Origin of the sequence: Citromicrobium bathyomarinum (assembly GCA_001306305.2) — a bacterium.
In the GTDB taxonomy this organism is placed as follows: domain Bacteria; phylum Pseudomonadota; class Alphaproteobacteria; order Sphingomonadales; family Sphingomonadaceae; genus Alteriqipengyuania; species Alteriqipengyuania bathyomarina.
Map to the genome: position 1 here is coordinate 789,696 of CP155577.1, position 22,433 is coordinate 812,128.

Consider the following 22,433-nt stretch of genomic DNA (forward strand, 5'->3'; position numbering starts at 1 on the left):
TTGATGGGTGCATGGCAGACATTCGCAACATCGTCATCCTGACCGGCGCAGGAATTTCCGCAGAAAGCGGGATCGACACGTTCCGCGACGCGGGCGGGCTGTGGGAGAAGCACCGGATAGAGGACGTCGCCACGCCAGATGCCTTCGCGCGCAACCCGGCGCTGGTGCAGGGGTTCTACGATGCGCGGCGCGCGGCGCTCGACACGGTGGAGCCCAATGCGGCGCACCGGGCGCTTGCCCGGCTCGAGTCCGAATGGCCGGACGCCGAATCGCACAGCCTGCTGATCGTCACCCAGAACGTCGACGACCTGCACGAGCGCGCGGGCGCGAAGAGCGTGCTCCACATGCATGGCCGACTGCGCAGCGCGCTGTGCACGGCGTGCCGCGCGCGCATGGAGTGGCACGGTCCGCTGAGCGATGCGCCGCCCTGCGAGGCGTGCGGCGCGCCCGCGCTGCGGCCCGACATCGTGTGGTTCGGCGAGATGCCCTACGAGATGGAGCGGATTTATGCCGCGCTGGCCGGTGCGGACCTGTTCGTCTCGATCGGGACCAGCGGCGCGGTCTATCCTGCGGCAGGTTTCGTGCAGGAGGCTGCGGCCTACGGCGCGCGCACGCTGGAGCTCAATCTCGAACGCAGCGAAGGCTCGCACTGGTTCGACGAATCGCGTCAGGGCAGGGCGGGAGAACTCGTACCCGCGTGGGTGGACGAGCTGCTAGGCGGCTGAGCCGCACCCTTTGCACGCCGGATCTTTCGCAATCTGAAAACTGCGCATCGCGGGGCTGAGCCCCTCCATCAGATGCAGCGTACCCCATTGCGGATCGCCCAGCGCGCTCACCCCGCACAGCAGCACGCGGATCGCCTGCATTGCGGCGAAGCTGCCGACCCAGCCGACCATTGCGCCCAGCACGCCGTCTTCGGCGCAGGTGTCGCAATCCTCGGCATCGAAGGCATCGCCGACGAAGCAGCGGTAGCAGGCGTGTTCGGGCAGGTGACCGGCGAACGCGCCGACCTGGCCCTGGAAGCGGCCCACAGCGGCGGAGAGCAGCGGCACGCGCGCCGCAACACACGCGTCCGACACGGCGAGGCGGGTGGCGAAATTGTCCGTCCCGTCGAGCACCAGATCCGCATCCTCGATCAATGCGGCCGCATTGGCCGCATCGATCCGGTCGTCACGGACATCGGCGGTCAGGCCGTTGTCGAAATTGGCGAGCCAGCGGCGTGCGGCGACCGCCTTGGCATGGCCGATGTCGCGGGTGGTGTAGATCGTCTGGCGCTGGAGGTTGGACAGCTCGACATCGCCCGAATCGACCAGCGTGAAACGACCCACGCCTGCGCCCGCGAGATATTGCAGCGCCGGGCTGCCGATTCCGCCCAGGCCGATCAGCGCGACATGCATGTCCGCGAGCGCGGCCTGCCCCGCGCCGCCCACTTCGGGCAGCACGATGTGACGCGCGAAACGCTCCAGCCGTTCGGGTGCGATGGTCACGGTTTGTCGGAATCCTCGTCGCGCCGCTCCTGCACGAAGCTGCCGATGCCGAACCACCAGAGGAAGGCGATCACGCCGCCCTTTACCGGCTGGAGCATCGCCAGCAGCATCGCCACCGCGACCGGCAGGATGATCGCCAGCGTCAGGATCGGCGACATGTCGTAGGTCCCGATCATCGCGATCACGACCGGTGCGAGCAGATGCCCGACCACGAAGATGCCGATATAGGCGGGGAAGTCATCCGCCTGCTGGACCGACCAGTCCTGCGCGCAATGCGGGCAGGCATCGACCGGCTTGATCCACTTGCGAAACAGCCGCCCCTCGCCGCAGCGCGGGCAGGTGCTGCGCAAGCCCCGCAGCAGCGCGGCGCCGAGCGTGGCGGGCAAGTCGACTCGCTGTGGGCAAGGCTGGGGATCGGCCATGGACACGCTGTTGGCAGCCTGTGGCCGAGCTGTCGACAGACCTGTGGATGGGTCTGTCGACAATCGGTGTGCAAGCTGTCGATCGGCTGTGGGCTGAGTGTGGGCCGGCTGTGGGTGGTGCGATCAGCTTTCGAGCTGGCGCAGCAGGCTGCGAACGTCTCCGTCCATGTCCGCATCGCGGGTCCGCAGATCCTCGATCAGCTTGACCGCGTGGATCACGGTCGAATGGTCGCGCCCGCCGAACTTGCGCCCGATTTCGGGATAGCTGCGCGGGGTGAGCACCTTGGACAGGTACATCGCGACCTGACGCGGGCGAACCACGGCGCGGGTGCGGCGCTTGCTGCTCATCTCGCTGCGGTCGATGCGGTAGAACTGGCACACGGTGCGCTGAATCTCGTCGATCGTGATCCGGCGGCGGTTGGCCGACAGGATATCGGTCAGCTGTTCTTCGGCCAGCTGCAGCGAGACCGGCTGGCCGGTCAGCTGGGCATAGGCGATCAGCTTGTTGAGGCCACCGACCAGCTCGCGCACATTGCGGGTGATCGTGCGGGCGAGGAAGTCGACCACATCGTCGGGTACGCTGAGCGGCGCGAACCGGGTTAGCTTCGATTCGAGGATCGAGCGGCGCAGTTCCAGATCGGCGGGCTGGATGTCCGCGACCAGACCCATCGACAGGCGGCTGAGCAGGCGCGGTTCGACCGAGTCGAGCGCCTGCGGTGCGCGGTCGGCGGCGAAGACCAGTCGCTTGCCCTCCGACAGCAGGTGATCGATCGTATAGAGCAGCTCTTCCTGAGCGCTCGCCTTGCCGATGATGAACTGCAGATCGTCGACCAGCAGCAGGTCGAACCCGCGCAGGCGCGTCTTGAACTCGATCATCCGGTTCTGCTTCAGCGCTTGGACGAACTCGACCATGAAGCGCTCTGCCGAACAGTAGAAGATCCGCGCACGCGGGTGCTGGCTGAGGAACTGGTGGCCGATCGCGTGCAGCAGGTGCGTCTTGCCCTGACCGGTTGCGGCCTTGATGTAGAGCGGCGAGAACTGCGGCTTCTCGTTCGCGGCCATCCGCTGCGCGGCGTTGCGGGCGAGCACGTTGGCATCGCCGGTGACGAAGGCGGCGAAGGTCAGCGAGGCGTCGAGGCCGACGCTGCTGAAGCCAGGATCGCCGAAGCCGCCATCGGACACCACGCGCAGTTCGGGCCCGTCATTGGCCGGGCGACGCGAATCGCCCAGCGAGATGTCGGCCATCCGCTTGCGGCTGGGGTGCACCTCGATCGCGACGGTCTTGATCTCGGAACGCATGATCTTCCACGCGAGCGAGAGGCGGTCGGCGAAATGCTTGCGGACCCACTCGGCGGCGAATTCGGACGGCAGGTACAGCGCCAGCGTGCCGGTTTCGGAGTCGAACTCGCCCAGCTGGATCGGCTTGATCCACTGGCTGTGCAGCTGATGGCCCAGATCCTTGCGCAGGCCGGTGCTGATATCGTCCCAGTCCGCGGCCAGCGCCACGCGCTCCATATCTTCGCCTTCGCCTTTGGCCCGCTTGCGCGCGGCACCGTTCGTATCGGGAATACGTGCCATGACTTGCTAATAGACCTCCGCTTCCGGAAGCGCGTGTCGCCTCCGGGGTTCCCTGTTTACATTCGATGGATACAGCGCCCCCTTCACCGGAATCGCGTGTCATCGCGAGCAGTGTTGAGGCCCCCCACCGGCCATCTTCGATTTAGTCCCAGCCGCGGTGTCCCTCCCCGGCGGTGACGATCAATAGACAGGTCTGGGGGCCGATGGGCAAGCGCGAAATGGTAGCGAATTTGAAATAAAGAAATTGACAGTGGTGTGAGCCGCAGCCTTCCGTTTAAGGCGCTGTAAACGCTGTTTTTTCGCCCCGGATGACCCCTCGAATCGGCGGGATTCCTAGGCCGAATCGCGAAGCCTGTGCGTCGGTTTTAAGACAAAACCAAAAGGGGCCGTCGCACACGGCGACGACCCCGAAAACGCGGTCAGATTGTGGTCTGAAAGCAGCTTAGAGAGCGGCAACCCGCTTGGAAAGCCGGCTCATCTTGCGCGACGCGGTGTTCTTGTGGAGAACGCCGCGGGCAACGCCGCGCGCCAGCTCGGGCTGAGCAGCGCGAAGGGCGGTCTGTGCGGTTTCCTTGTCGCCGCCTTCGATGGCGCTTTCGACCTTCTTGAGGAAGGTGCGGATGCGGCTCATACGCGCACCGTTGATTTCGGCGCGACGCTCGTTGCGACGGATGCGTTTGCGGGCTTGCGGCGTATTGGCCATGGTCGTCCTTGTCTCTGGCCGCGAAGCGCGCAGCCAACTGCTTTTAAAATCAATGCCTGGAAGCGGCGATTGCTCGCCGGAAGGGCGCGCACATAGGGCGCGGTGTCCGGCTCGTCAAGGAAATTGGCCGAAAGCCTACCTCTGGCAGACCGGGCAATACCAGGTGCTGCGACCGCCCTGTTCGATCCGGGCGATATGCCCGCCATCCTCGCGTCGGCACGATTCGCCGGTGCGGCCATAGACGTCGAACCGGGTGGAGAAATAGCCCAGCTCGCCATCGGGCCGGGCATAATCGCGCAAGGTCGATCCGCCATCGCGAATCGATTGCTCCAGCACCTCGCGAATCGCCGTAACCAGCCGTTCCAGCGCCGCGAGCGAGACGCGGCCACCTGCACGCTTCGGGCTGATCCGGGCGCGCCACAGCGCCTCGCACACGTAGATATTGCCGAGCCCGGCAACGATTCTCTGGTCGAGCAGCAGCAGCTTGATCGCCTGCCTGCGGCCCGCCAACGCGGCGCGCAGATGGGCGGCGGTAAGATCGGGGCCGAGCGGTTCGGGCCCCATGGTGACGAAGCTGGGCCACGCATCGAGCGCAGCGGTGTCGACCAGATCGACCCAGCCGAATCGGCGTGGGTCGTTCAGCGCGAATCGATTCGATTCGGTTTCGATCAGCAGGTGATCGTGCCGGTCGGGCTGCTCGGGATCGATCCGCCAGCGCCCGCTCATCCCCAGATGGAAGATCAGCGTCTGGTCGCGGTCGGTATGGATCAGGCCGAACTTGGCGCGCCGCCCCAGTGAGGTCACCCGCGCGCCGACCAGCGCCTGCTCCAGCCCTTCGGGAAAGGGCCTGCGCATGTCGGGCCGTGCGGTGCGCGCGGCGGTGATGGTGCGGTTTTCCAGATGAAGGGCGAGCCCGCGCACGGTGGTCTCGACCTCGGGAAGTTCGGGCATTGGTTTTCCGGCGATTGGGAACGTGTTGGTGGTGGATATGGCGGTTCGCCGGAGGCGGTGCCAGCCCTCTCCCCCTCCCAACCACCCGACAGCATAATGCCATGGGTGGTTGGGAGGGGGAGAGGGCTGGTGCCGATCAAACCAAGCTAGCGAATAGACGCCACAAACCTTTCCCCCTAAGGCCCAACTCCATGAGCGATACCGTTTCCTTCGGCTACGAAGATGTCAGCCCCGATGAGAAGACCGCGCGCGTTGGCGGCGTCTTTTCCAGCGTCGCCGCCAAGTACGACGTGATGAACGATGCGATGTCGGGCGGGATGCACCGATTGTGGAAGGATCGCTTCGTGCGGCGGGTCAAACCGCAGCCGGGCGAGGCGATTCTCGACATGGCGGGCGGCACCGGCGACATCGCCTTCCGCATGGCCGATTGCGGCGCGGACGTGATCGTGTCCGACATCAACCAGGACATGCTCGACGTGGGCGTCGAACGGGCGATGGAGCGCGGGATCGACGGCCTCGTCTGGTCGTGCCAGAACGCCGAGGAGCTGACCTTCTCCGACCGCCAGTTCGATGCCTACACGATCGTGTTCGGCATTCGTAACGTGACCCACATCGACAAGGCGCTGGCCGAGGCGCACCGCGTGCTGAAGCATGGCGGGCGGTTCTACTGCATGGAGTTCTCCAGCACCGACTGGCCCGGCTTCAAGGAAGTTTACGACCTCTACTCGCACCGGCTGATGCCGCTGATGGGCAAGCTGATTGCCAATGACGAGGAGAGCTATCGCTACCTCGCCGAATCGATCCGCCGCTTCCCGCGCCCGCCCGAGTTCGAGGCGATGATCAAGGCGGCGGGCTTTACGCAGACCCGTGTCGAGACGATCCTCGGCGGGGCTGTGAACATTCATTCCGGCTGGAAAATCTGATCGCGTGACACGCCCGTCTCGCCATATCTGGCGCCTGCTGAAATGGGGGCGGACCGCCGCGCGTCACGGCGCGCTGCGCGGGATCGAGAGCGATCCCAACACGCCTGCGCCGGTCAAGCGTCTGGTCAGGCTCGCCCGGTTCGGCACCCGCCAGCCCGCGACTCCCGACTATGCAGGCGCGTTCCGCGCGATCGGCCCGGCGGCGATCAAGCTGGGCCAGTCGCTCGCCACACGGCCCGATCTGGTCGGGGACGAGGCGGCGCTCAACCTTCTGTCCTTGCAGGACAACCTGCCGCCGGTCCCGTTCGAGAGCCTGCGCCCGGTGATCGAATCGACCTTTGCCCAGCCGGTCGACGCGCTGTTTGCCGAGATCGACCCCAAGCCCGTCGGCGCGGCGTCGATCGCGCAGGTCCACCGCGCGATCACCACCGATGGACGGCAGGTCGCGGTCAAGATGCTGCGCCCCGGCATTCGCGAGCAGTTCGCGCGCGATATCGCGACCTACGAATGGGCCGCCGCGCATGTCGAGGCGATGGGGGGCGAGGCCGCGCGCCTGCGGCCTGCGCTGACCATCGCCAACTTCAAGCGCTGGACCAATACCGAGCTCGACCTGCGGCGCGAGGCTGCCGCCGCGAGCGAGCTGGCCGAGGCGATGAAGGGTTTTGCCGGCTATCGCATCCCCGCGGTCGACTGGGATCGCACCAACGGTCGCGTGATGACGATCGAATGGATCGATGGCATCAAGATGAGCGACCGCGAAGGGCTGGTCGCTGCTGGGCATGATCTGGAGCAGCTGGCCGAACGGCTGGTGCTCGCCTTCCTCACGCAGGCGATCAGCTACGGCTATTTCCATGCCGACATGCACCAGGGGAACCTGTTCGTGGAGCCCGACGGCACGATCGCGGCGATCGATTTCGGGATCATGGGCCGGATCGACCGGCGCGCACGGCAGTGGCTGGCGGAGATCCTCTACGGCCTGACCACGGGCAATTACCGCCGGGTCGCGGAAATCCATTTCGAGGCGCAATATGTGCCCAGCCACCACTCGGTCGGCGAATTCGCCACGGCGCTTCGCGCGGTGGGTGAGCCGATGCGCGGCAAGCCGGTGAGCGAGCTGTCGGTCGGCCAGATGCTCGACGGGTTGTTCGCGATCACCCGCGATTTCGACATGCAGACGCAGCCGCACCTGCTGCTGCTGCAAAAGACGATGGTGATGGTCGAAGGCATCGCCACCCAGCTCAATCCCAAGATCAACATGTGGGACGTCTCCGCGCCCTTCGTGCGCAGCTGGATTCGCGACGAGCTGGGCCCCGAGGCCGCGATTGCCGAGCGTCTGCGCGAGGATTTCGACACCCTGCAGCGCATCCCGGGGCTGGTCCGCCGGCTCGAGGAGAAATACCCGCCCAAGGGCGGCGCGCCCGAGCCCGCTCCGCTGCCCGAGATCGAGCTGATGTGGGACCGGCGCGTGCGTGAAAGCGGCCCCGGCTGGCTTGGCCAGGCGGCGCTGGTGCTGGGCGGCGCGGGCCTGATGGCGGGCCTGTTCGCTTTGGGGGTGATCGGCTGATGGCGGCGCTGAGCGGCATCAAGGTGCTGCTGGTGATCGGCGGCGGGATCGCGGCCTACAAGTCGTGCGAGCTGATCCGCCTGATCCGCAAGAACGGCGGCAGCGTCACCTGCGTGCTGACCGAGGGGGGATCGCACTTCGTCACTCCGATGACGCTAGCCGCGCTCAGCGAAAATCCCGTCCACACCACGTTGTGGGATCTCAGGAACGAGGTCGAGATGGGCCACATCCAGCTCAGCCGTGAGGCGGATCTGGTGGTGGTGTGCCCTGCGACCGCGAACATGCTGGCCAAGATGGCGGCGGGTATTGCGGACGATCTGGCGACCACCCTGCTGCTCGCGACGGACAAGCCGGTGATGGCGGTGCCCGCGATGAACGTGCGCATGTGGAGCCACGCCGCAGTGCAGGCCAATGTCGCGCGGCTGCGAGAGGCGGGCGTGATCGTGCTCGATCCGGACGAAGGGCCGATGGCCTGCGGCGAATACGGCGCAGGCCGCCTGCCCGAACCGCCCGCGATCTGGAATGCGATCGCCAGCTGGGCGGGGCAGGATACCGGCACCGAGACGCGCGAGCGCGAGTCGCAGGGCGGCCTCGGTGGACTGATCGCATCGCTGATTCCGCGCGGGGGGCGGAAGGCGGCGCCGCAGCCGGACACGCTGCTGGCAGAGAAGGGCGGCGCGGCTGCGGCTGCGCCCGAAGAGGATCGCGGCGCTCTCTACCATTTCGACGGGGCACCGCTGGCGGGCCGCCACGTGCTGGTGACAGCCGGGCCGACGCATGAGCCGATCGATCCGGTGCGCTACATCGCCAACCGTTCCAGCGGGAAGCAGGGCTTCGCGATTGCCGCCGCTGCCGCAGCGGCAGGCGCGCGGGTCACGCTGGTCGCGGGGCCGGTGGAGCTGGCGACGCCGCCTGGCGTCATGCGCGTCGAGGTGCAGACCGCGCGCGATATGGCGGCTGCGGTGCGCGAAAGCCTGCCCGCCGATATCGCGATCATGGCCGCCGCCGTCGCCGACTGGCGCACGCGCGATGTGGCTGAGAGCAAGATGAAGAAGCGGGGCGACGCTCCGCCCGCGCTCGAGCTGGCGGAAAACCCCGACATCCTCGCCACGCTGGGCGCTTCGGACGCCCGCCCCGGCCTGCTGATCGGCTTCGCTGCGGAGACCGACGATGTGGTCGAGAACGCGCAGGCCAAGCGCGCGCGCAAGAAGGCCGACTGGATCATCGCCAATGATGTGTCCGGCGGCGTGGGGCAAAGCGTGATGGGCGGGGCGCACAACACCATCCATCTCGTCACCGAAGAAGGCGTCGAGGACTGGCCGCAGATGCCCAAGGAAGAGGTCGCCATGCGGCTGGTCGAACGGATCGCGCTGGCGCTGGAGAATGATGATGACTGATACGGTCGGCGTGGCGATTCTGCGCCTGCCGCATGGCAAAGGCCTGTCGCTGCCCGTCTACGCCACAGATGGCGCGGCGGGGATGGACGTGTGCGCGGCGGAGGATGTCGACCTCGCCCCCGGCGCGCGCCATGCCGTCGCCACGGGCTTAGCGGTGGCGATTCCGCAGGGGTACGAGATTCAGGTTCGCCCACGCTCCGGCCTCGCATTCAAGCACGGCATCTCCGTACCCAATGCGCCCGGCACGATCGATTCGGACTATCGCGGCGAGCTCAAGGTGCTGCTGATCAACCACGGCGACGAGAGCTTCGCGATCCGCCGCGGCGACCGCGTGGCGCAGCTGGTGCTCGCCCCCGTCACCCGAGCGGCCTTTACCGAGGTGGACGATCTGGATGACACCGCGCGCGGCAGCGGCGGTTTCGGCTCGACCGGCGGCCACGCCACGCTCTGATACGAAAAAGGCGGACCATCCGGCCCGCCCTTTCCTGTTTCGCATTCCGGCCCGGTCTTACCGCTCTTCCGGCTTGATCGAGATACGCACGGTTTCGCCCGAATTGCCGGGGAAGCCGGTGAACATCGCGTCGACCAGATTGGGAACCAGATATTGCAGGTTGTCGCTGGGCGATACGGCCTTGGCTGTGCCTTCGAACAGACGCTGGCCGGTCCGCCGGTCGTCGATGTCGAGGTCGATCTCGCTGGTATAGACGGTGTAGCTGTCGATCCGGCTGCTGCTGGAGAGCCACGGGTCGTAGTAGCCGTAACCCCAGTAGCCGCGCGGGACGAAGGCCCCGGCACGGTAACGATACCAGGGATCGTAGAAGGGATCGCGGAAGCCGGTCCCGGTCGAGCGGACCCGTTCGCGCCCGTTATCGACATCGTAGTCGAACCGCACGATCAGGTCGGCATTGGCAGGCGTGCCGGGGACGTAGCCCAGTCGCGCCATCTCACCGCTTACCAGCTCGGCATACTGGCCGAACTCGATCCCGCCAGCGAGCGAGGGATCGTCCGCGACCACCGCGAAGGTCTGGCCCTGCGGCGCAGGCAACTGCGCCTGGAAGCGGGAGACATCGGCCTGGAAGCCGGTCGCACAAGCGGTCAGCCCGGCGCCGAGAATGCCCAGCGCGCCGACGGCAGCGAGAAAACGTGTTTTGATCATGGCAAGTGCCCCTGGGTGAGGGGAGGCGCTCCGTGGGGATGCCCCCCGCATGACATTACGATTCACGTCCTAGACAGGTTCCCCTGAACGCTGCTTTAACCTCTTGAAGTCCTTAACTTTCCTCGACTTAGCGGGATCTGCGATCAGCCACGGACCAGTCCGAGCGCTTGGTAGGTCGCAGCCAGCGTGGGCGCAGCGCGGTCGCGCGCCCTGGCTGCGCCGCGTGCAAGGATTGCGTCGAGCGCCTCGCGATCTTCGAGCAGCTGGTTGAACCGTGCCGAGATCGGCCGCAGCGTTTCGATCAGCACCTCGCCCAGCGCAGGCTTGAACGCGCCGAAGCCCTGCCCGCCATGTTCGGCCAGCACGTCATCCACGCTCCGGTCGGTCAGCGCGGCGTAGATCGTCACGAGGTTGAGCGCTTCTGCGCGGCCTTCGAGCCCGTCGCGCTCGGAAGGCAGCGGCTCGGGATCGGTCTTGGCCTTCTTGACCTTCTTCATCACCTCGTCCGGATCGTCGGACAGGTTGATCCGGCTCATGTCCGAAGGGTCGGATTTGGACATCTTCTTGCTGCCGTCGCGCAGGCTCATGATCCGCGCCGCATCGGGCGGAGTGATCGGTTCGGGCAGGGTGAACAGCGGGGCGTCTTCGGTGCAGAAGTCGTTGTTGAACTTCTGCGCGATGTCGCGTGCCAGCTCCAGATGCTGCTTCTGATCGTCGCCCACGGGCACGTGGGTCGCCTGGTGGACCAGCACGTCGGCGGCCTGCAGCACCGGGTAGGTGAACAGCGCGACCGATGCGCCTTCGCGGTTCTTGCCCGCCTTGTCTTTCCACTGCGTCATCCGGTTCAGCCAGCCCATCCGCGCGGTGCCGTTGAGCAGCCATTGCAGCTCTGCGTGCTGGGGCACCTGCGCCTGGTTGAACAGGATCGAGCGATCGGGATCGATCCCGCAGGCGACCAGCGCGGCGGCCATTTCCAGCGTGGCGCGGCGCAGTTCGGCGGGTTCGTGCGCCATCGAGATCGCGTGCAGATCGGCGAGGAAGAACAGGCACTCGCTGTCCGCATCCATCTCGTCCTGCATCCGCACCCAGTTGCGGATCGCACCGAGATAATTGCCGAGGTGAAGGTTGCCGGTGGGCTGGATGCCGGAAACGACGCGCATGATGATAGCTCTTTCGAAAATCGAACGGATAATGGCTTGGTGCCGGGTTGGCCCCCGGCGGTCAGATCAAAGCTGACCCAGCCATCGCCAGGCCGCCCGCCCGCGCGTTGCAAAGCGGCGCGGTGCAGTGTTCACTGGCTGAGCAATCCGGTCCATGGCGGCGAGCCTTATCACACGCAGTCTATTCGGCAACATCGTCCGGCCCGTCGCTTGCAGGCACCGGGGTCTTGCGGGTCAGCGTGGTGATGCGCTGGCGGTCGATCGCGCCGATCGCAAAGGCGATCCCGAAATAGACAGCGCCCGCGCAGACGACGAGCGCGGCGAGCGCGCCTGCCCGCGCGAACAGGCCCGCATCGTACCACCCGGTCAGCAGGTCGCGCGTGAACCACAGGGCAGCGCCCATCGCCGCGGCGGCAACCAGCTGGCGCGCAATCCGCCCGACCAGCTTCAACGGGATGCGGTAATAGTCGCGCTTGACCAGCACCACATAGAGATAGCCGACATTGATCCAAGCGCCGATCACGCTGGCAAAGGCGACCCCGACCACACCGAACCGGCCGATCGTCGCGACGTTCATCGCCGCGAACACGACCAGCGAGATGAACGCGGCGTAGACCGGCGTGCGCGTGTCCGACCGGGCGTAGAAATTGGGCACCAGCACCTTCACCAGCACATAGGCGGGCAGGCCGAGGACCAGCGCGGCCAGCACATTGCCCGTCAGTGCCGCCTGTTCGACGCTGAAGCGGCCGCCCTGGAAGATCATCGTGACAAAGGGCTCGGCACAGATCGCAAGGGCAACGGCCGCGGGGATCGTCAGCAGCATGGCGAGCTCGATCGCATCGGACTGGATGCGATCGGTCCCTGCCCGGTTCTTCGCGCCGACGAATTTGGAGAGCGTGGGCAGGATCGCGGTCGACAGGGCGATGCCGATGATCCCCAGCGGCAGCTGGTTCAGCCGGTCGGCGTAATTCATGTAGCTGATCGAGCCACTGTCGAGCTGGTTGAGGAAGTAGAGCTGGACCAGCGTGTTGATCTGGTACGCGCCGCCACCGATCGCGGCGGGAAACGCGATGATCGACAGGCGCTTCACCTCGGGCGTGATACGCGGCCACAGCAGCTTGGGCCGGAAGCCCTCCACCCGGGTCCAGTAATAGAGCCAGGCGAGCTGGATCGCACCGCCCACCGTCACCGCCCAGGCCTGGGTGTAGCCCACCTGACGCGTGGTCCAGCCCCATTGCGAGATGGCATGATCGCCGATCAGCAGGTTCGCGATCAGCACCAGGTTGAGGATGATCGGAAAGCTTGCCCCGGGCGCGAAGCGGCTGACCGAATTGAGCATTCCGGTGAACAGCGTCACCATGCTGACCAGCGCGATGTAGGGGAACATGATCCGCGCGAAGTCGACTTCCATCGCGAAGTCGGCGGGCGAGGAATCGCCATCGCCGAGCAGGCGAATGACCAGCGGCATCGCCAGCATCATGACCGCGCAGACCGCGATCAGCACCGGCAGGAACACGCTCAGTACGTCATTGGAGAAGCTGCGCGCTTCCTCGATCCCGCCGTCTCCATGCAACCGCTTGGAGAACATCGGCACGAAGGCGGCCGAAAATGCGCCTTCCGCAAACATGCGGCGGAAGACGTTGGGGATGATGAACGCCTGAAACCAGGCGTCGGTGACGGCATTGGCACCGAGCACGCGGGAGAAGATCATCTCCCGCGCGAGCCCGGCAAAGCGACTGACCAGCGTCAGCCCGCCGATCGTCCCGACATTCCTGAGCAGGCTCATCCGCCCGCCTCCCTACTGGCCTCCCTGCCGGGCGGTGGTCAGGCGTTGCCGCCCGGTGCCGCGCCGCCCGCAGCGGCGTCTTCCGCCTGCCGTTCCTGAAGGCGCTGCAGGTACAGCCCGTTGAAGTCGATCGGATCGACCATCAGCGGCTGGAAGCCCAGATCGCGGGTCGCATCGGCAACCACACGGCGGGCGAAGGGAAACAGGATGCGCGGCGCTTCTGCGAACAGGAACATGTGCATCTGGTCTTCGGGCATGTTGCGCACGCCGACGAGGCCGGCATAGACCAGCTCAATCACGTAAAGCTGCCCGTTTTCGCAATTGGCGGTCGCGTTGATCTTCAGTTCGACTTCGCTGATCTCGTCGTTCACCGGGTTCGCGCCGATGTTGAACTGCAGGTCGATCTGCGGCGCGTCCTGCCACTGGAAGCTGGCCGGAGAGTTCGGATTCTCGACCGAGAGATCCTTGATATACTGCGTGATGAAGCCCGCGGTCGGGCGGTTGTCCGCGCCATTGCCGGTGGACGGGGTGTTGAGATCGGTCAGAACGTCGCCTTCGTCGGCCATGGAAGAGCACTCTTTCGAAAGGTTGGGATACCCGGGCGGCAGCTTGACCTTGCGCCCGCGTGGTCGGTGACACGCCGCCTAGCAGCCGCTTTCCCGCCCCGCAACGGGCACGAACCGCCGCAGCGGGATACTTAGGCAGCCGTTGTGCATTTGATATCGCGCCCTATGTGTGGGATTGAAGGCCCATTACACGAATACAGGGCTCGGTCGGCTTTGCGGTCGGCCACAAAGGCCCGCAGGATCAGGTACCCCATTCAGTGATCTACGAAATCGTCATTCTCGCCATGATCGCAGTCTTTCTGGGGCTGCGGCTCTATTCCGTCCTCGGCCGCCGGGCCGAGCATGAGGAAGAGCCCGTGCCGCATCGTTTCGATGCGAAGGACAAGGCGGGGCTGGCAGCCGCACCGCAGACCACGCAGGCTCCGCCGCGCGCGGTGACCGAACAGGAAGCCAAGCCCGACGTGCTGCCGGTGGTGGAGCGCGGCGTGCAGTCGATCATCGCGGCGGATCGCGGGTTCGACATCACCAGCTTCCTCGAAGGGGCGAAGGGTGCCTATGGCATGATCCTGGAAGCCTACTGGAAGGGCGACAAGGAAACCCTGCGCGATCTGTGCGACGAGTCGGTCTATCAGGGCTTCGCCCAGGCGATCGACGCGCGCGAGGAAGCGGGCGAAACGCTCGACAACCGGCTGATCCGGATCGAGGACGCGACCATTCGCGATGCCGAACTGGAGCGCAAGGAAGCGCGGATCACCGTGCGCTTCGTCGCCGATATCGCCGCCGTCACCCACGACCGCGATGGCAACATGGTGGCCGGATCGCTCGACGATGCGATCGAGAGCCGCGACATCTGGACGTTTGCTCGCCGAGTCGACTCGCGCACGCCGGACTGGCAGCTGGTCGAAACCGACGAAGGCTGAGGCTAAGGCTGAGACTTGGGGGCCCGGGGCGCACGCGCGGCCCGGCCCGATCCATAACGCCGGGGGGAGAGCGCGATGTTCAAGTGGATATGGCCGCTCGCGGCGCTGGTCGCTCTCTCAAGCTGCGTCGGCCCGGGTTCCGACAAGCCGCCTTTCCCGCCGATCGACAAGCCCGCGCCACCCGCTTTCGAGAGCGCGGTGGCTGCCGGAGTCGCGCCGGGGCCTGCGTTCCGTTCGCTCCGCCTCGACGCAGCCGATGCCTCCGCCGCGCTCACCGCATTCCGCTCCAGCTGCAACTGGCCGTCCGAGAAGGCCGACGCTAGCGGCCTGACCCGGCCCGAAGATTGGCTGCCGGTCTGCACCGCCGCGCTGCGGTGGGATGGCGACGCGCTGACCTTCTTCGAAACCTTCTTCGAAACCGCCCGGATCGGCGATGGCGCGGCCTTTGCAACCGGCTATTTCGAGCCAGAGATCCTCGGTAGCCGCACGCGCCGCGCAGGGTACGACGTACCCGTTTATCGCCTGCCCGAAGATCTGGTGCGCGCATGGCCCGCCGACATGCCCGAAAGCGAGCGCGAGGGGCGCCCGCCGCTCGGCCGTTACGACGATACGGGCGCTTTCGTCCCCTATTACAGCCGCGCAGAGATAGAGGATGGCGCGCTCGCCGGGCGCGGCCTCGAAATCGCGTGGGCGGCCGACCCGGTCGAGATGTTCTTCCTCCAGATCCAGGGCTCTGGCCTGCTGCGCCTGCCCGACGGCAGCCGGATGCGGATCGGTTATGCGGGGCAGAACGGGCGCGGCTATACCGGGATCGGCGGGCTGATGCGCGAGCGCGGGCTGCTGGGCGACGGGCCGGGCCAGTACCCCGGATCGATGCAGGGCATCGTCCAGTACATCCGCGACAACCCGGAGGAAGGCCGCGCGCTGATGCGCGAGAACGAGAGCTGGATCTTCTTCCGTGAGCTCGACACCTCCGGCCCGCTCGGCTCGCTCGGCGTGCCGGTCACGCGGCAGAACAGCGTCGCGGTCGATCCCCGCTTCGTCCCTTACGGCGCGCCCGTGGTGCTGGAGATGGACCGTCCGGTCGCCTCCGGCATGTGGGTGGCGCAGGATACCGGCGGCGCGATCAAGGGGCCCAACCGGTTCGACACCTTCTGGGGCAATGGCGGCGACGCACGCGAGATTGCCGGCGGGATGAGCGCGCGCGGCACCGCGCTGGTGCTCCTGCCCAAGGGGACCGTCGCACGCCAGACCGGGCGATGAGACACGCGCCGCGCGGATTGTCTGTCGAAGAGGCCGCCGCTTGGGCGGCGCTGGCCGCGACGGTCGATCCGATCCGCCGCACTCCAGCAGTCCGCGCAGTACCCGTTCCCCCAGCCCCTTCGCCTGCCCCGCTGCCCAAACAGTCGGCTAGGCCGCCAAAGGCGATCGCGCCCGCGCCGTCCGCAAGGCGTTCCGGCCGCAACCCACCCGGTAATCTCGATTCCCATTGGGACCGCCGCCTGAAGGCAGGCGAGATCGCGCCCGATGTGAGCCTCGACCTTCACGGCCACGGGCTGGAGCGGGCCTATGACCGGTTGATGGACGGGATGGCGCAGGCGCGCAGCATGGACGCGCGCACCGTGCTCGTGGTCACCGGCAAGCCGCGCGGTGGGGACGCCGCCGACCGGGGCGAGCGGCGCGGCGCGATCCGCGCCAAGATCCTCGACTGGCTTGCTGCGAGCGAACATGGGGGCTCGATCGCTGCCGTGCGCTCCGCACACCGCCGCCACGGGGGCGAGGGCGCGCTGTATATTGTTCTGAGGAGAGGTCGCTGATGGCGCTGCTGCGCTCTCGGCCGTTTCTATGGCTGATCCTCGCTCTGCCCGGCGTGTGGATGCTTGGGCGCTGGTGGTTCACGCCGGACCTTTACGGCTACGGCCACATCATCGGCGATAGCGGGGACTGGGCGGCGTGGCTGCTGATGGTCACGCTCGCGGTGACGCCGCTGCGGCTGGCACTGCGCCGCAACCGGTTCGTGCAGTATCTGATGCGCAAGCGGCGCGATCTCGGCGTGGCGAGCTTCGCCTATGCCGCCGGGCACACGATCATCTACCTGTGGCGCAAGAGCGATCCGGCGATTATCTGGGATGAGGCATCGACGCCTTACGTCCTCGCCGGGTGGGCGGCTCTCGCGCTGTTCATACCGCTGGCGATCACGTCCAACGATGTGTCGATGCGGATGCTCAAGCGCTCATGGAAGACGCTGCACCGGCTGGTCTATCCCGCTGCGGTGCTGGTGTTCGTGCACTGGGCGCTGTCCGCCTTCGATCCGACCACCGCCTATATCAACATCGCGATATTGGCGGCGATCGAGATCGTCAGGGTGGCGCTGCAATGGCGCCAGCGCAGGCGGGTTAAAGCGTGACGTACTGGCGGAAGCGCGCGACTTCCGATTCGTCGACATATTTGCCGATTTCGCGATCGAACACGCCCATGTCGGCATAGGGGCGGTATTCCTCGAACTCGTGGACCATCTTGTCGGTCATGCCGGGAACGAGGCGGATTTCCTCTTCGCTCGCGGAGTTGAGGTTGATCGGCACGAACACGTTGACCAGCACGGCCTTGGCTTCGTCCTCGCTCAGCGTTTCCTTCAGCTTGGCGTCGAGATCGGTGACGCTGGCATAGGGCTGGCCGGCGACGATCGCGGCGGCGAGTTCGGGCGAAACGCCGTCGACGGCGGCGAGTTCGCTCTCGGTCGCGTCGTTGGCGTTGAGCACGGTGGAGGCGGCGTCGGGCGACTCGACCGCATCTGCGTCGGGCGTCGCGGTATCGGTCGCGGCGGTTTCATCGGTGGTCGCTTCGGGAGCTTCCGAGCAGGCGGCGAGCGCCAGTGCGGATGCGGCGACGGGGGCGAGGAACTTCAGTGTGCGCATGATATGCCTTCCTTTTTGCGAAGGGCTCGCATTAACAGGCTTGGCAGCCATGTCGATGGGCGATTTTGCGCTCGCCCACCGACATCGACCATCAGGGGCTATTGTGCACCCTGACGCTGTTTGATCCATTCCGCGCTCGCCATTCCGGGCGCGGTGGACTTGCCGCCGATCATTTCGCGCACTGTGTCCTCGATCCGCTGGCCGATCGTCTTGTCGACGTTCTTCCAGTATTCGAAAGCACGCACGAGCACCTTCTCGCTGACGCCGTCGGCGAGGTGGCCGGAGACATTGGAGACGAAGCGATCGCGCTGTTCGTCGTCCATCACATCGTTCACCAATGCGCGGGCCTGCGACCAGTCGTCGTCATCCTCGCGCAAGGTATAGGCCTGCCGCACCATGTCGCCGTCGGAATACCAGGTCGCCTCGCCGCCGACCTGCGGCTGCGCGGCGGGGCCGCCGTAGGAGTTCGGCGCGTAGACCGGGTCGACCGCGTTCTGCGTCCGCATGTGCCCCGCGCGGCTATAGGAATGCACATCGGCATTCTTCGCCGCGTTGACCGGGATCTGCTTATAGTTGACGCCGAGCCGGGCGCGGTGGGCATCCGAATAGGAGAAGCCGCGCGCCAACAGCATCTTGTCGGGCGACAGGCCGATGCCGGGCACCATGTTGTTCGGCTCGAACGCGAGCTGTTCGATCTGCGTGTCCCAGTCGACCGGGTTTTCGTTGAGCGTTAGCGTGCCGACCTCGATCAGCGGATAATCGGCGTGCGGCCAGGTCTTGGTCAGGTCGAACGGGTTGATGCGGTAGGTCTTGGCATCCTCGAACGGCATGATCTGCCATTTGAGCGTCCAGCTCGGGAAATTGCCCTCGGCAATCGCGTCGAACAGGTCGCGGCGGTGGTAGTCGCTATCCTCGCCCGCCTTCTTGACCGCCTCGTCCTGCGTCAGGTGGGCGTTGCCGCTCTCGTCGCCGACATTGGTGTGGAAGTGGAACTTGACCCAGAACTTCTCGCCGCCCTCGTTGATCAGCATGTAGGTGTGGCTGGAATAGCCGTTCATCTCGCGCCAGTTCTTCGGAACGCCGCGGTCGCCCATCAGGTAGGTGACCTGGTGCGCGCTTTCGGGCGACAGCGTCCAGAAATCCCACATCATGTCGTGATCGCGCAGGCCGTTGTCCGCGCGGCGCTTCTGGCTGCGGATGAAGTGCTGGAATTTCAGCGGGTCGCGGATGAAGAAGATCGGCGTGTTGTTGCCGACCATGTCGAAATTGCCATCCTCGGTGTAGAATTTGACCGAGAAGCCGCGCGGATCGCGCCAGGTATCCGGGCTGCCGCGCTCGCCCGCCACGGTCGAGAAGCGCATCGCGACCTCGCACTCGGCGCCCGGCTGGAAGATCTTGGCCTTGGTGTATTTCGAGACGTCGGCCGTCGTCTTCCACGTGCCGAACGCGCCCGATCCCTTCGCGTGCGGCTGGCGCTCAGGGATCCGCTCGCGATTGAAGTTGGCCATCTGCTCGATCAGGTAGTGATCGTTGAGCACGATCGGGCCATCGGGGCTGATCGTCAGCGAATGCTCGTCGCTCTGGACGGGGATACCGGCATCGGTGGTGGTGGGGGGAACGGTCTTGGCCATGGCGCGCAGCTTTCCTTTTGGAGTAACAGGTAGATAGCGCGCGGCGCGCGGTCCTGTTCCGCTATTGCTGCGGCAAAGAAACGATCACCGTTTTCGCTTTTCCCTCACACGCAAAAGGCCCCCGGCGTTGCTGCCGGGGGCCTTCCTTGTCTGCGGCGCTATGCCGTGCCGGTCAGTGGTACGCCATCAGTGGTACTGGGCGTAGGTCAGATCGAACCGGTCTGCGTCCATCACCTTGGTCCACGCGGCGACGAAGTCCTTCACGAACTTCTCCTCGTTCCCGTTCTCGGCATAGACCTCTGCCACCGCGCGCAGCTGCGAGTTGGAGCCGAACACCAGATCGGTGCGCGTCGCGTGCCACTTCTCCTCGCCCGAGGCGCGGTCGGTCCCGACGAACTCCTCGTCGCCGCTCTCGTCGATCGTCGCCCACTTCGTGCCCATGTCGAGCAGGTTGACGAAGAAGTCGTTGGTCAGCTGGCCCGGCCGATCGGTCAGCACGCCGATATCATAGCCGTGCTTGGCATGCTTGCTCACTGCGCCCAGCGCGCGCATCCCGCCGACCAGCACGGTCATCTCGGGGATCGAGAGGCCGAGCAGGCTCGCCCGGTCGATCAGCAGGTCCTCGGTCTTCACGCTCGCCTTGGTCTTGAGGTAGTTGCGGAAGCCGTCGGCGAAGGGCTCCATCGGCTCGAAGCTCTCCGCATCGGTCTGCTCCTCGCTGGCATCTCCGCGCCCGGTGGTGACGGGAACCTTGATGTCGAACCCGGCATCCTTCGCCGCCTTCTCGACCGCCGCCGAACCGGCAATCACGATCGCATCGGCCATCGAGATGTCGTCGCGCAGCTCGTCCAGCTTGGCGAGGACTTTGCCGAGTTCCTCGGGATCGTTGACCGCCCAGCTCTTCATCGGCTCCATCCGGATGTGCGCGCCGTTGGCGCCGCCACGATGGTCGCTCCTTCGGTATGTGCTGGCGGAGGCCCACGCCGCCTTCACGAGTTCGCGCACGCTGAGGCCGCTGCGCAGCACCTTGTCCTTGAAGATGTCGACCGCGGTGTCGGACGCCACGCGACCCGTGGGAACCGGGTCCTGCCAGATCAGGTCTTCCGACGGCACATCCGGGCCGAGATAGCGGACCTTGGGCCCCATATCGCGGTGGCACAGCTTGAACCATGCGCGGGCGAAGGCATCGTCGAGCGCGGCCTGATCGTCGCGGAAGCGTTCCGAAATCTTGCGATAATCCGGGTCCATCTTCAGCGCCATGTCGGCGGTAGTCATCATGGTCGGCACCTTCTTCGAAGGATCGCGCGCGTCGGGCGCCATGTCTTCGGGATCGGGATCGACCGGCTGCCACTGCTGCGCACCCGCCGGGCTCTTCACCAGCTCATACTCGTACTTGAATAGCAGGCGGAAATAGTCGCCGCCCCACTGCGTCGGGTTGGGCGTCCACGCGCCTTCCAGGCCCGAGGTGGTGATGTGCCCCTTCTCGATCTGCTCGGCATCCGTCGCCCAGCCGAAGCCCATCAGCTGCAGCGCCTCGCTTTCGGGCGATCCGCTCAGCTGGTCGGCGGGCACCGCGCCGTGGCACTTGCCGAAGGCGTGGCCGCCCGCAGTGAGCGCGACGGTTTCCTCGTCGTTCATCGCCATCCGGCTGAAGGTCTCGCGCATGTCGCGTGCCGATTGCAGCGGGTCGGGATTGCCGCCGGGGCCTTCGGGATTGACGTAGATCAGCCCCATCTGGATCGCGGCGAGCGGGTTTTCGAGCGCCTTGCCCTCATCGGGGATGATGCGCGTCTCGACGCCTTCGTCGACCCACTCTTCTTCCGAACCCCAGTAGATGTCGTTCTCCGGCTCGTAGACGTCCTTGCGGCCGCCGCCGAAGCCGAACACCGGCCCGCCCATGCTCTCGATCGCGACATTACCGGTCAGGATGAACAGGTCGGCCCAGCTGATGTGCTTCCCGTATTTCTGCTTGATTGGCCACAGCAGACGGCGCGCCTTGTCGAGGTTGCCGTTGTCGGGCCAGGAATTGAGCGGGGCGAAGCGCTGCTGGCCGCTCGACGCGCCGCCGCGCCCGTCGCCGGTGCGATAGGTGCCCGCCGCGTGCCATGCCATGCGGATGAAGAACGGGCCGTAGTGGCCGTAATCCGCCGGCCACCAGGGCTGGCTGTCGGTCATCAGCGCGTGCAGGTCCGCCTTGAGCGCGTTGTAATCGAGCGCGTTGAAGGCCTCGCAATAATCGAAATCCTCGCCCATCGGATCGGGCGACTGCCCGCCTTGCGTCAGGATCTGGAGGTCGAGCGAGTCAGGCCACCAGTCCTTGTTGGTGCGCCCCAGCAGCGCGCGCACGCCGCCATCGCCATGAAACGGGCATCCACCGCCCATCGAACCAGTCTTCGCGTCCATCATCCACTCCTTCTCTCGGGGCGACTCGCGTCGCCGATGAGGAGAGAATGCGCTCGATCCTGTGATTGGTCCAATCGATTAATTGGCTTTGACTAATCACCCTGAGCGATGGTGCGACTCGTGCAAGCCCAAATGCAAAGCGCCGCCATCCGGCTTGCGAATGGCGGCGCTCATGCGTTCGGTGTGGTCTGGACTCAGCTCGCGGGTGCGACGTCCTGCGGCTCATCAAGCACATCGGACTGCGCAGGGTCGCCTGCCGCGGGATCGACCGAGTCCACCGTCGCGCCCGCTGCCAGCACCCGGTCGATCACGCCCGCCTGCTGCACCTTGTTGAGCGCATCGACGAAGGCGGCATCCCACATCTCCTCGAATCCGCTGTTCGAGAATTTCGCCAGAGTGCCCGAGCCCTCTGTCGTCAGCGTTTCCACCACCTTTGCGCTCTCGCGATCATAGAACTGCCATTCGACCTTGATATCGATCGTGCCTTTGAAGCCGTTGACCGAGGAGCAGATGTTGATCGCGGTCGGCGCCATCACCGCGCCCAGCAGGATGTCGCCCTTGTCGTCCGATTCCGCGGCAAACAGATCGTCCGAGTCGGAGACTACCGCGACTTCGCTGGTGCCCAGCGTGTCGGAAACCAGCCGGTCGTAACGCTCGAAATCCTGCGTCTTCTTTTCCTTGGGCAGCTCGATATTGCTCGGAAAGACGCACAGCGTGCCGCCCTTCACGCGCGCTTCGATCGGTGCGGTCTCGGTGTCGAGCACGACCTTGGCGAGTTGCAGCGATTTGCCTTCGGCGTGAGCCGAGGCGGGCACGGCCAATGCCACCAGCGCGCCCGCGAGCGCGCACTGACTGAACTTCATATTCGGAT

General features: G+C 66.0%; 22 protein-coding genes. 9 read left to right on the forward strand and 13 right to left on the reverse strand.

Annotated features, from left to right (window positions below; translation table 11 throughout):
• The first annotated feature begins 11 nt into the window (after nucleotides 1-11).
• A complete protein-coding gene (locus VO57_004050; GenBank protein ID XBL70524.1) occupies nucleotides 12-725 on the forward strand; it encodes an NAD-dependent deacylase in 714 nt (237 codons plus the stop codon).
• On the opposite strand, the gene VO57_004055 is transcribed toward VO57_004050, so the two are convergent.
• From VO57_004055 to mutM, 5 genes are all read right to left on the reverse strand, one after another.
• The gene (locus VO57_004055) at nucleotides 714-1,487 is read right to left on the reverse strand and encodes a HesA/MoeB/ThiF family protein (protein XBL70525.1); all 774 of its coding nucleotides are present in this window, start codon (nucleotides 1,485-1,487) and stop codon (nucleotides 714-716) included. The two genes, VO57_004050 and VO57_004055, sit on opposite strands and share 12 nt — an antisense overlap.
• Entirely contained in the window at nucleotides 1,484-1,909 is a 426-nt protein-coding gene (locus tag VO57_004060) for a DUF983 domain-containing protein (GenBank protein XBL70526.1), read from the reverse strand. Before VO57_004060 ends, VO57_004055 begins: the two co-directional genes overlap by 4 nt.
• Nucleotides 1,910-2,032: 123 nt before the next feature.
• Nucleotides 2,033-3,487, reverse strand: a complete 1,455-nt coding sequence (dnaA, locus tag VO57_004065) for a chromosomal replication initiator protein DnaA (GenBank protein XBL70527.1) — start codon at nucleotides 3,485-3,487, stop codon at nucleotides 2,033-2,035.
• Nucleotides 3,488-3,929: 442 nt separating this feature from the next.
• Nucleotides 3,930-4,190, reverse strand: coding sequence for a 30S ribosomal protein S20 (gene rpsT / locus VO57_004070; protein ID XBL70528.1), 261 nt, complete (start codon nucleotides 4,188-4,190; stop codon nucleotides 3,930-3,932).
• A 135-nt stretch (nucleotides 4,191-4,325) separates the two neighbouring features.
• Nucleotides 4,326-5,141 carry a bifunctional DNA-formamidopyrimidine glycosylase/DNA-(apurinic or apyrimidinic site) lyase gene (gene mutM, locus VO57_004075; protein XBL70529.1) on the reverse strand — a complete coding sequence of 272 codons (816 nt, stop codon included), beginning with the start codon at nucleotides 5,139-5,141 and terminating at the stop codon, nucleotides 4,326-4,328.
• 191 nt (nucleotides 5,142-5,332) lie between these two features.
• Between mutM and VO57_004080 the strand changes: the two genes are divergently transcribed.
• From VO57_004080 to dut, 4 genes are read left to right on the forward strand one after another with little or no spacing between them, the layout of a single operon-like run.
• Nucleotides 5,333-6,064, forward strand: a complete 732-nt coding sequence (locus tag VO57_004080) for a class I SAM-dependent methyltransferase (GenBank protein ID XBL70530.1) — start codon at nucleotides 5,333-5,335, stop codon at nucleotides 6,062-6,064.
• A 4-nt stretch (nucleotides 6,065-6,068) separates the two neighbouring features.
• Nucleotides 6,069-7,628: a 2-polyprenylphenol 6-hydroxylase gene (ubiB, locus tag VO57_004085; GenBank protein XBL70531.1), complete on the forward strand. Its 1,560-nt coding sequence runs from the start codon at nucleotides 6,069-6,071 to the stop codon at nucleotides 7,626-7,628.
• Nucleotides 7,628-9,025 (forward strand): bifunctional phosphopantothenoylcysteine decarboxylase/phosphopantothenate synthase, encoded by a 1,398-nt coding sequence (locus VO57_004090; GenBank protein ID XBL70532.1) that lies wholly within the window; start codon nucleotides 7,628-7,630, stop codon nucleotides 9,023-9,025. Before ubiB ends, VO57_004090 begins: the two co-directional genes overlap by 1 nt.
• Entirely contained in the window at nucleotides 9,018-9,476 is a 459-nt protein-coding gene (dut, locus tag VO57_004095) for a dUTP diphosphatase (GenBank protein ID XBL71391.1), read from the forward strand. Before VO57_004090 ends, dut begins: the two co-directional genes overlap by 8 nt.
• A 57-nt stretch (nucleotides 9,477-9,533) precedes the next feature.
• On the opposite strand, the gene VO57_004100 is transcribed toward dut, so the two are convergent.
• The 4 genes from VO57_004100 to secB form a co-directional block, all read right to left on the reverse strand.
• Nucleotides 9,534-10,181, reverse strand: a complete 648-nt coding sequence (locus tag VO57_004100; protein ID XBL70533.1) for a DUF4136 domain-containing protein — start codon at nucleotides 10,179-10,181, stop codon at nucleotides 9,534-9,536.
• 143 nt (nucleotides 10,182-10,324) lie between these two features.
• A complete protein-coding gene (gene trpS, locus VO57_004105) occupies nucleotides 10,325-11,341 on the reverse strand; it encodes a tryptophan--tRNA ligase (GenBank protein ID XBL70534.1) in 1,017 nt (338 codons plus the stop codon).
• A gap of 181 nt (nucleotides 11,342-11,522) precedes the next feature.
• Nucleotides 11,523-13,127 carry a murein biosynthesis integral membrane protein MurJ gene (gene murJ, locus VO57_004110; GenBank protein ID XBL70535.1) on the reverse strand — a complete coding sequence of 535 codons (1,605 nt, stop codon included), beginning with the start codon at nucleotides 13,125-13,127 and terminating at the stop codon, nucleotides 11,523-11,525.
• A 38-nt stretch (nucleotides 13,128-13,165) separates the two neighbouring features.
• Nucleotides 13,166-13,693, reverse strand: a complete 528-nt coding sequence (secB, locus tag VO57_004115) for a protein-export chaperone SecB (protein XBL70536.1) — start codon at nucleotides 13,691-13,693, stop codon at nucleotides 13,166-13,168.
• Nucleotides 13,694-13,950: 257 nt separating this feature from the next.
• Here secB and VO57_004120 point away from each other — a divergent pair, with 257 nt between their 5' ends.
• The 4 genes from VO57_004120 to VO57_004135 all read left to right on the forward strand — a co-directional run bounded on the left by VO57_004120 (nucleotide 13,951) and on the right by VO57_004135 (nucleotide 17,020).
• Nucleotides 13,951-14,613, forward strand: a complete 663-nt coding sequence (locus VO57_004120; protein XBL70537.1) for a Tim44/TimA family putative adaptor protein — start codon at nucleotides 13,951-13,953, stop codon at nucleotides 14,611-14,613.
• Nucleotides 14,614-14,688: 75 nt separating this feature from the next.
• Nucleotides 14,689-15,876 (forward strand): murein transglycosylase A, encoded by a 1,188-nt coding sequence (locus tag VO57_004125; GenBank protein ID XBL70538.1) that lies wholly within the window; start codon nucleotides 14,689-14,691, stop codon nucleotides 15,874-15,876.
• On the forward strand, nucleotides 15,873-16,430 hold the full coding sequence (locus tag VO57_004130) for a Smr/MutS family protein (protein XBL70539.1): 558 nt from the start codon (nucleotides 15,873-15,875) through the stop codon (nucleotides 16,428-16,430). Before VO57_004125 ends, VO57_004130 begins: the two co-directional genes overlap by 4 nt.
• Nucleotides 16,430-17,020, forward strand: coding sequence for a ferric reductase-like transmembrane domain-containing protein (locus VO57_004135; protein ID XBL70540.1), 591 nt, complete (start codon nucleotides 16,430-16,432; stop codon nucleotides 17,018-17,020). Before VO57_004130 ends, VO57_004135 begins: the two co-directional genes overlap by 1 nt.
• Here the strand turns inward: VO57_004135 and VO57_004140 are convergent.
• The 4 genes from VO57_004140 to VO57_004155 all read right to left on the reverse strand — a co-directional run bounded on the left by VO57_004140 (nucleotide 17,010) and on the right by VO57_004155 (nucleotide 22,425).
• On the reverse strand, nucleotides 17,010-17,528 hold the full coding sequence (locus tag VO57_004140) for a hypothetical protein (GenBank protein XBL70541.1): 519 nt from the start codon (nucleotides 17,526-17,528) through the stop codon (nucleotides 17,010-17,012). The two genes, VO57_004135 and VO57_004140, sit on opposite strands and share 11 nt — an antisense overlap.
• A gap of 98 nt (nucleotides 17,529-17,626) precedes the next feature.
• The gene (locus VO57_004145; GenBank protein XBL70542.1) at nucleotides 17,627-19,159 is read right to left on the reverse strand and encodes a catalase; all 1,533 of its coding nucleotides are present in this window, start codon (nucleotides 19,157-19,159) and stop codon (nucleotides 17,627-17,629) included.
• 186 nt (nucleotides 19,160-19,345) lie between these two features.
• On the reverse strand, nucleotides 19,346-21,562 hold the full coding sequence (katG, locus tag VO57_004150; protein ID XBL70543.1) for a catalase/peroxidase HPI: 2,217 nt from the start codon (nucleotides 21,560-21,562) through the stop codon (nucleotides 19,346-19,348).
• A gap of 194 nt (nucleotides 21,563-21,756) precedes the next feature.
• Nucleotides 21,757-22,425, reverse strand: a complete 669-nt coding sequence (locus tag VO57_004155) for a hypothetical protein (GenBank protein ID XBL70544.1) — start codon at nucleotides 22,423-22,425, stop codon at nucleotides 21,757-21,759.
• Between the last annotated feature and the right edge of the window lie 8 nt (nucleotides 22,426-22,433).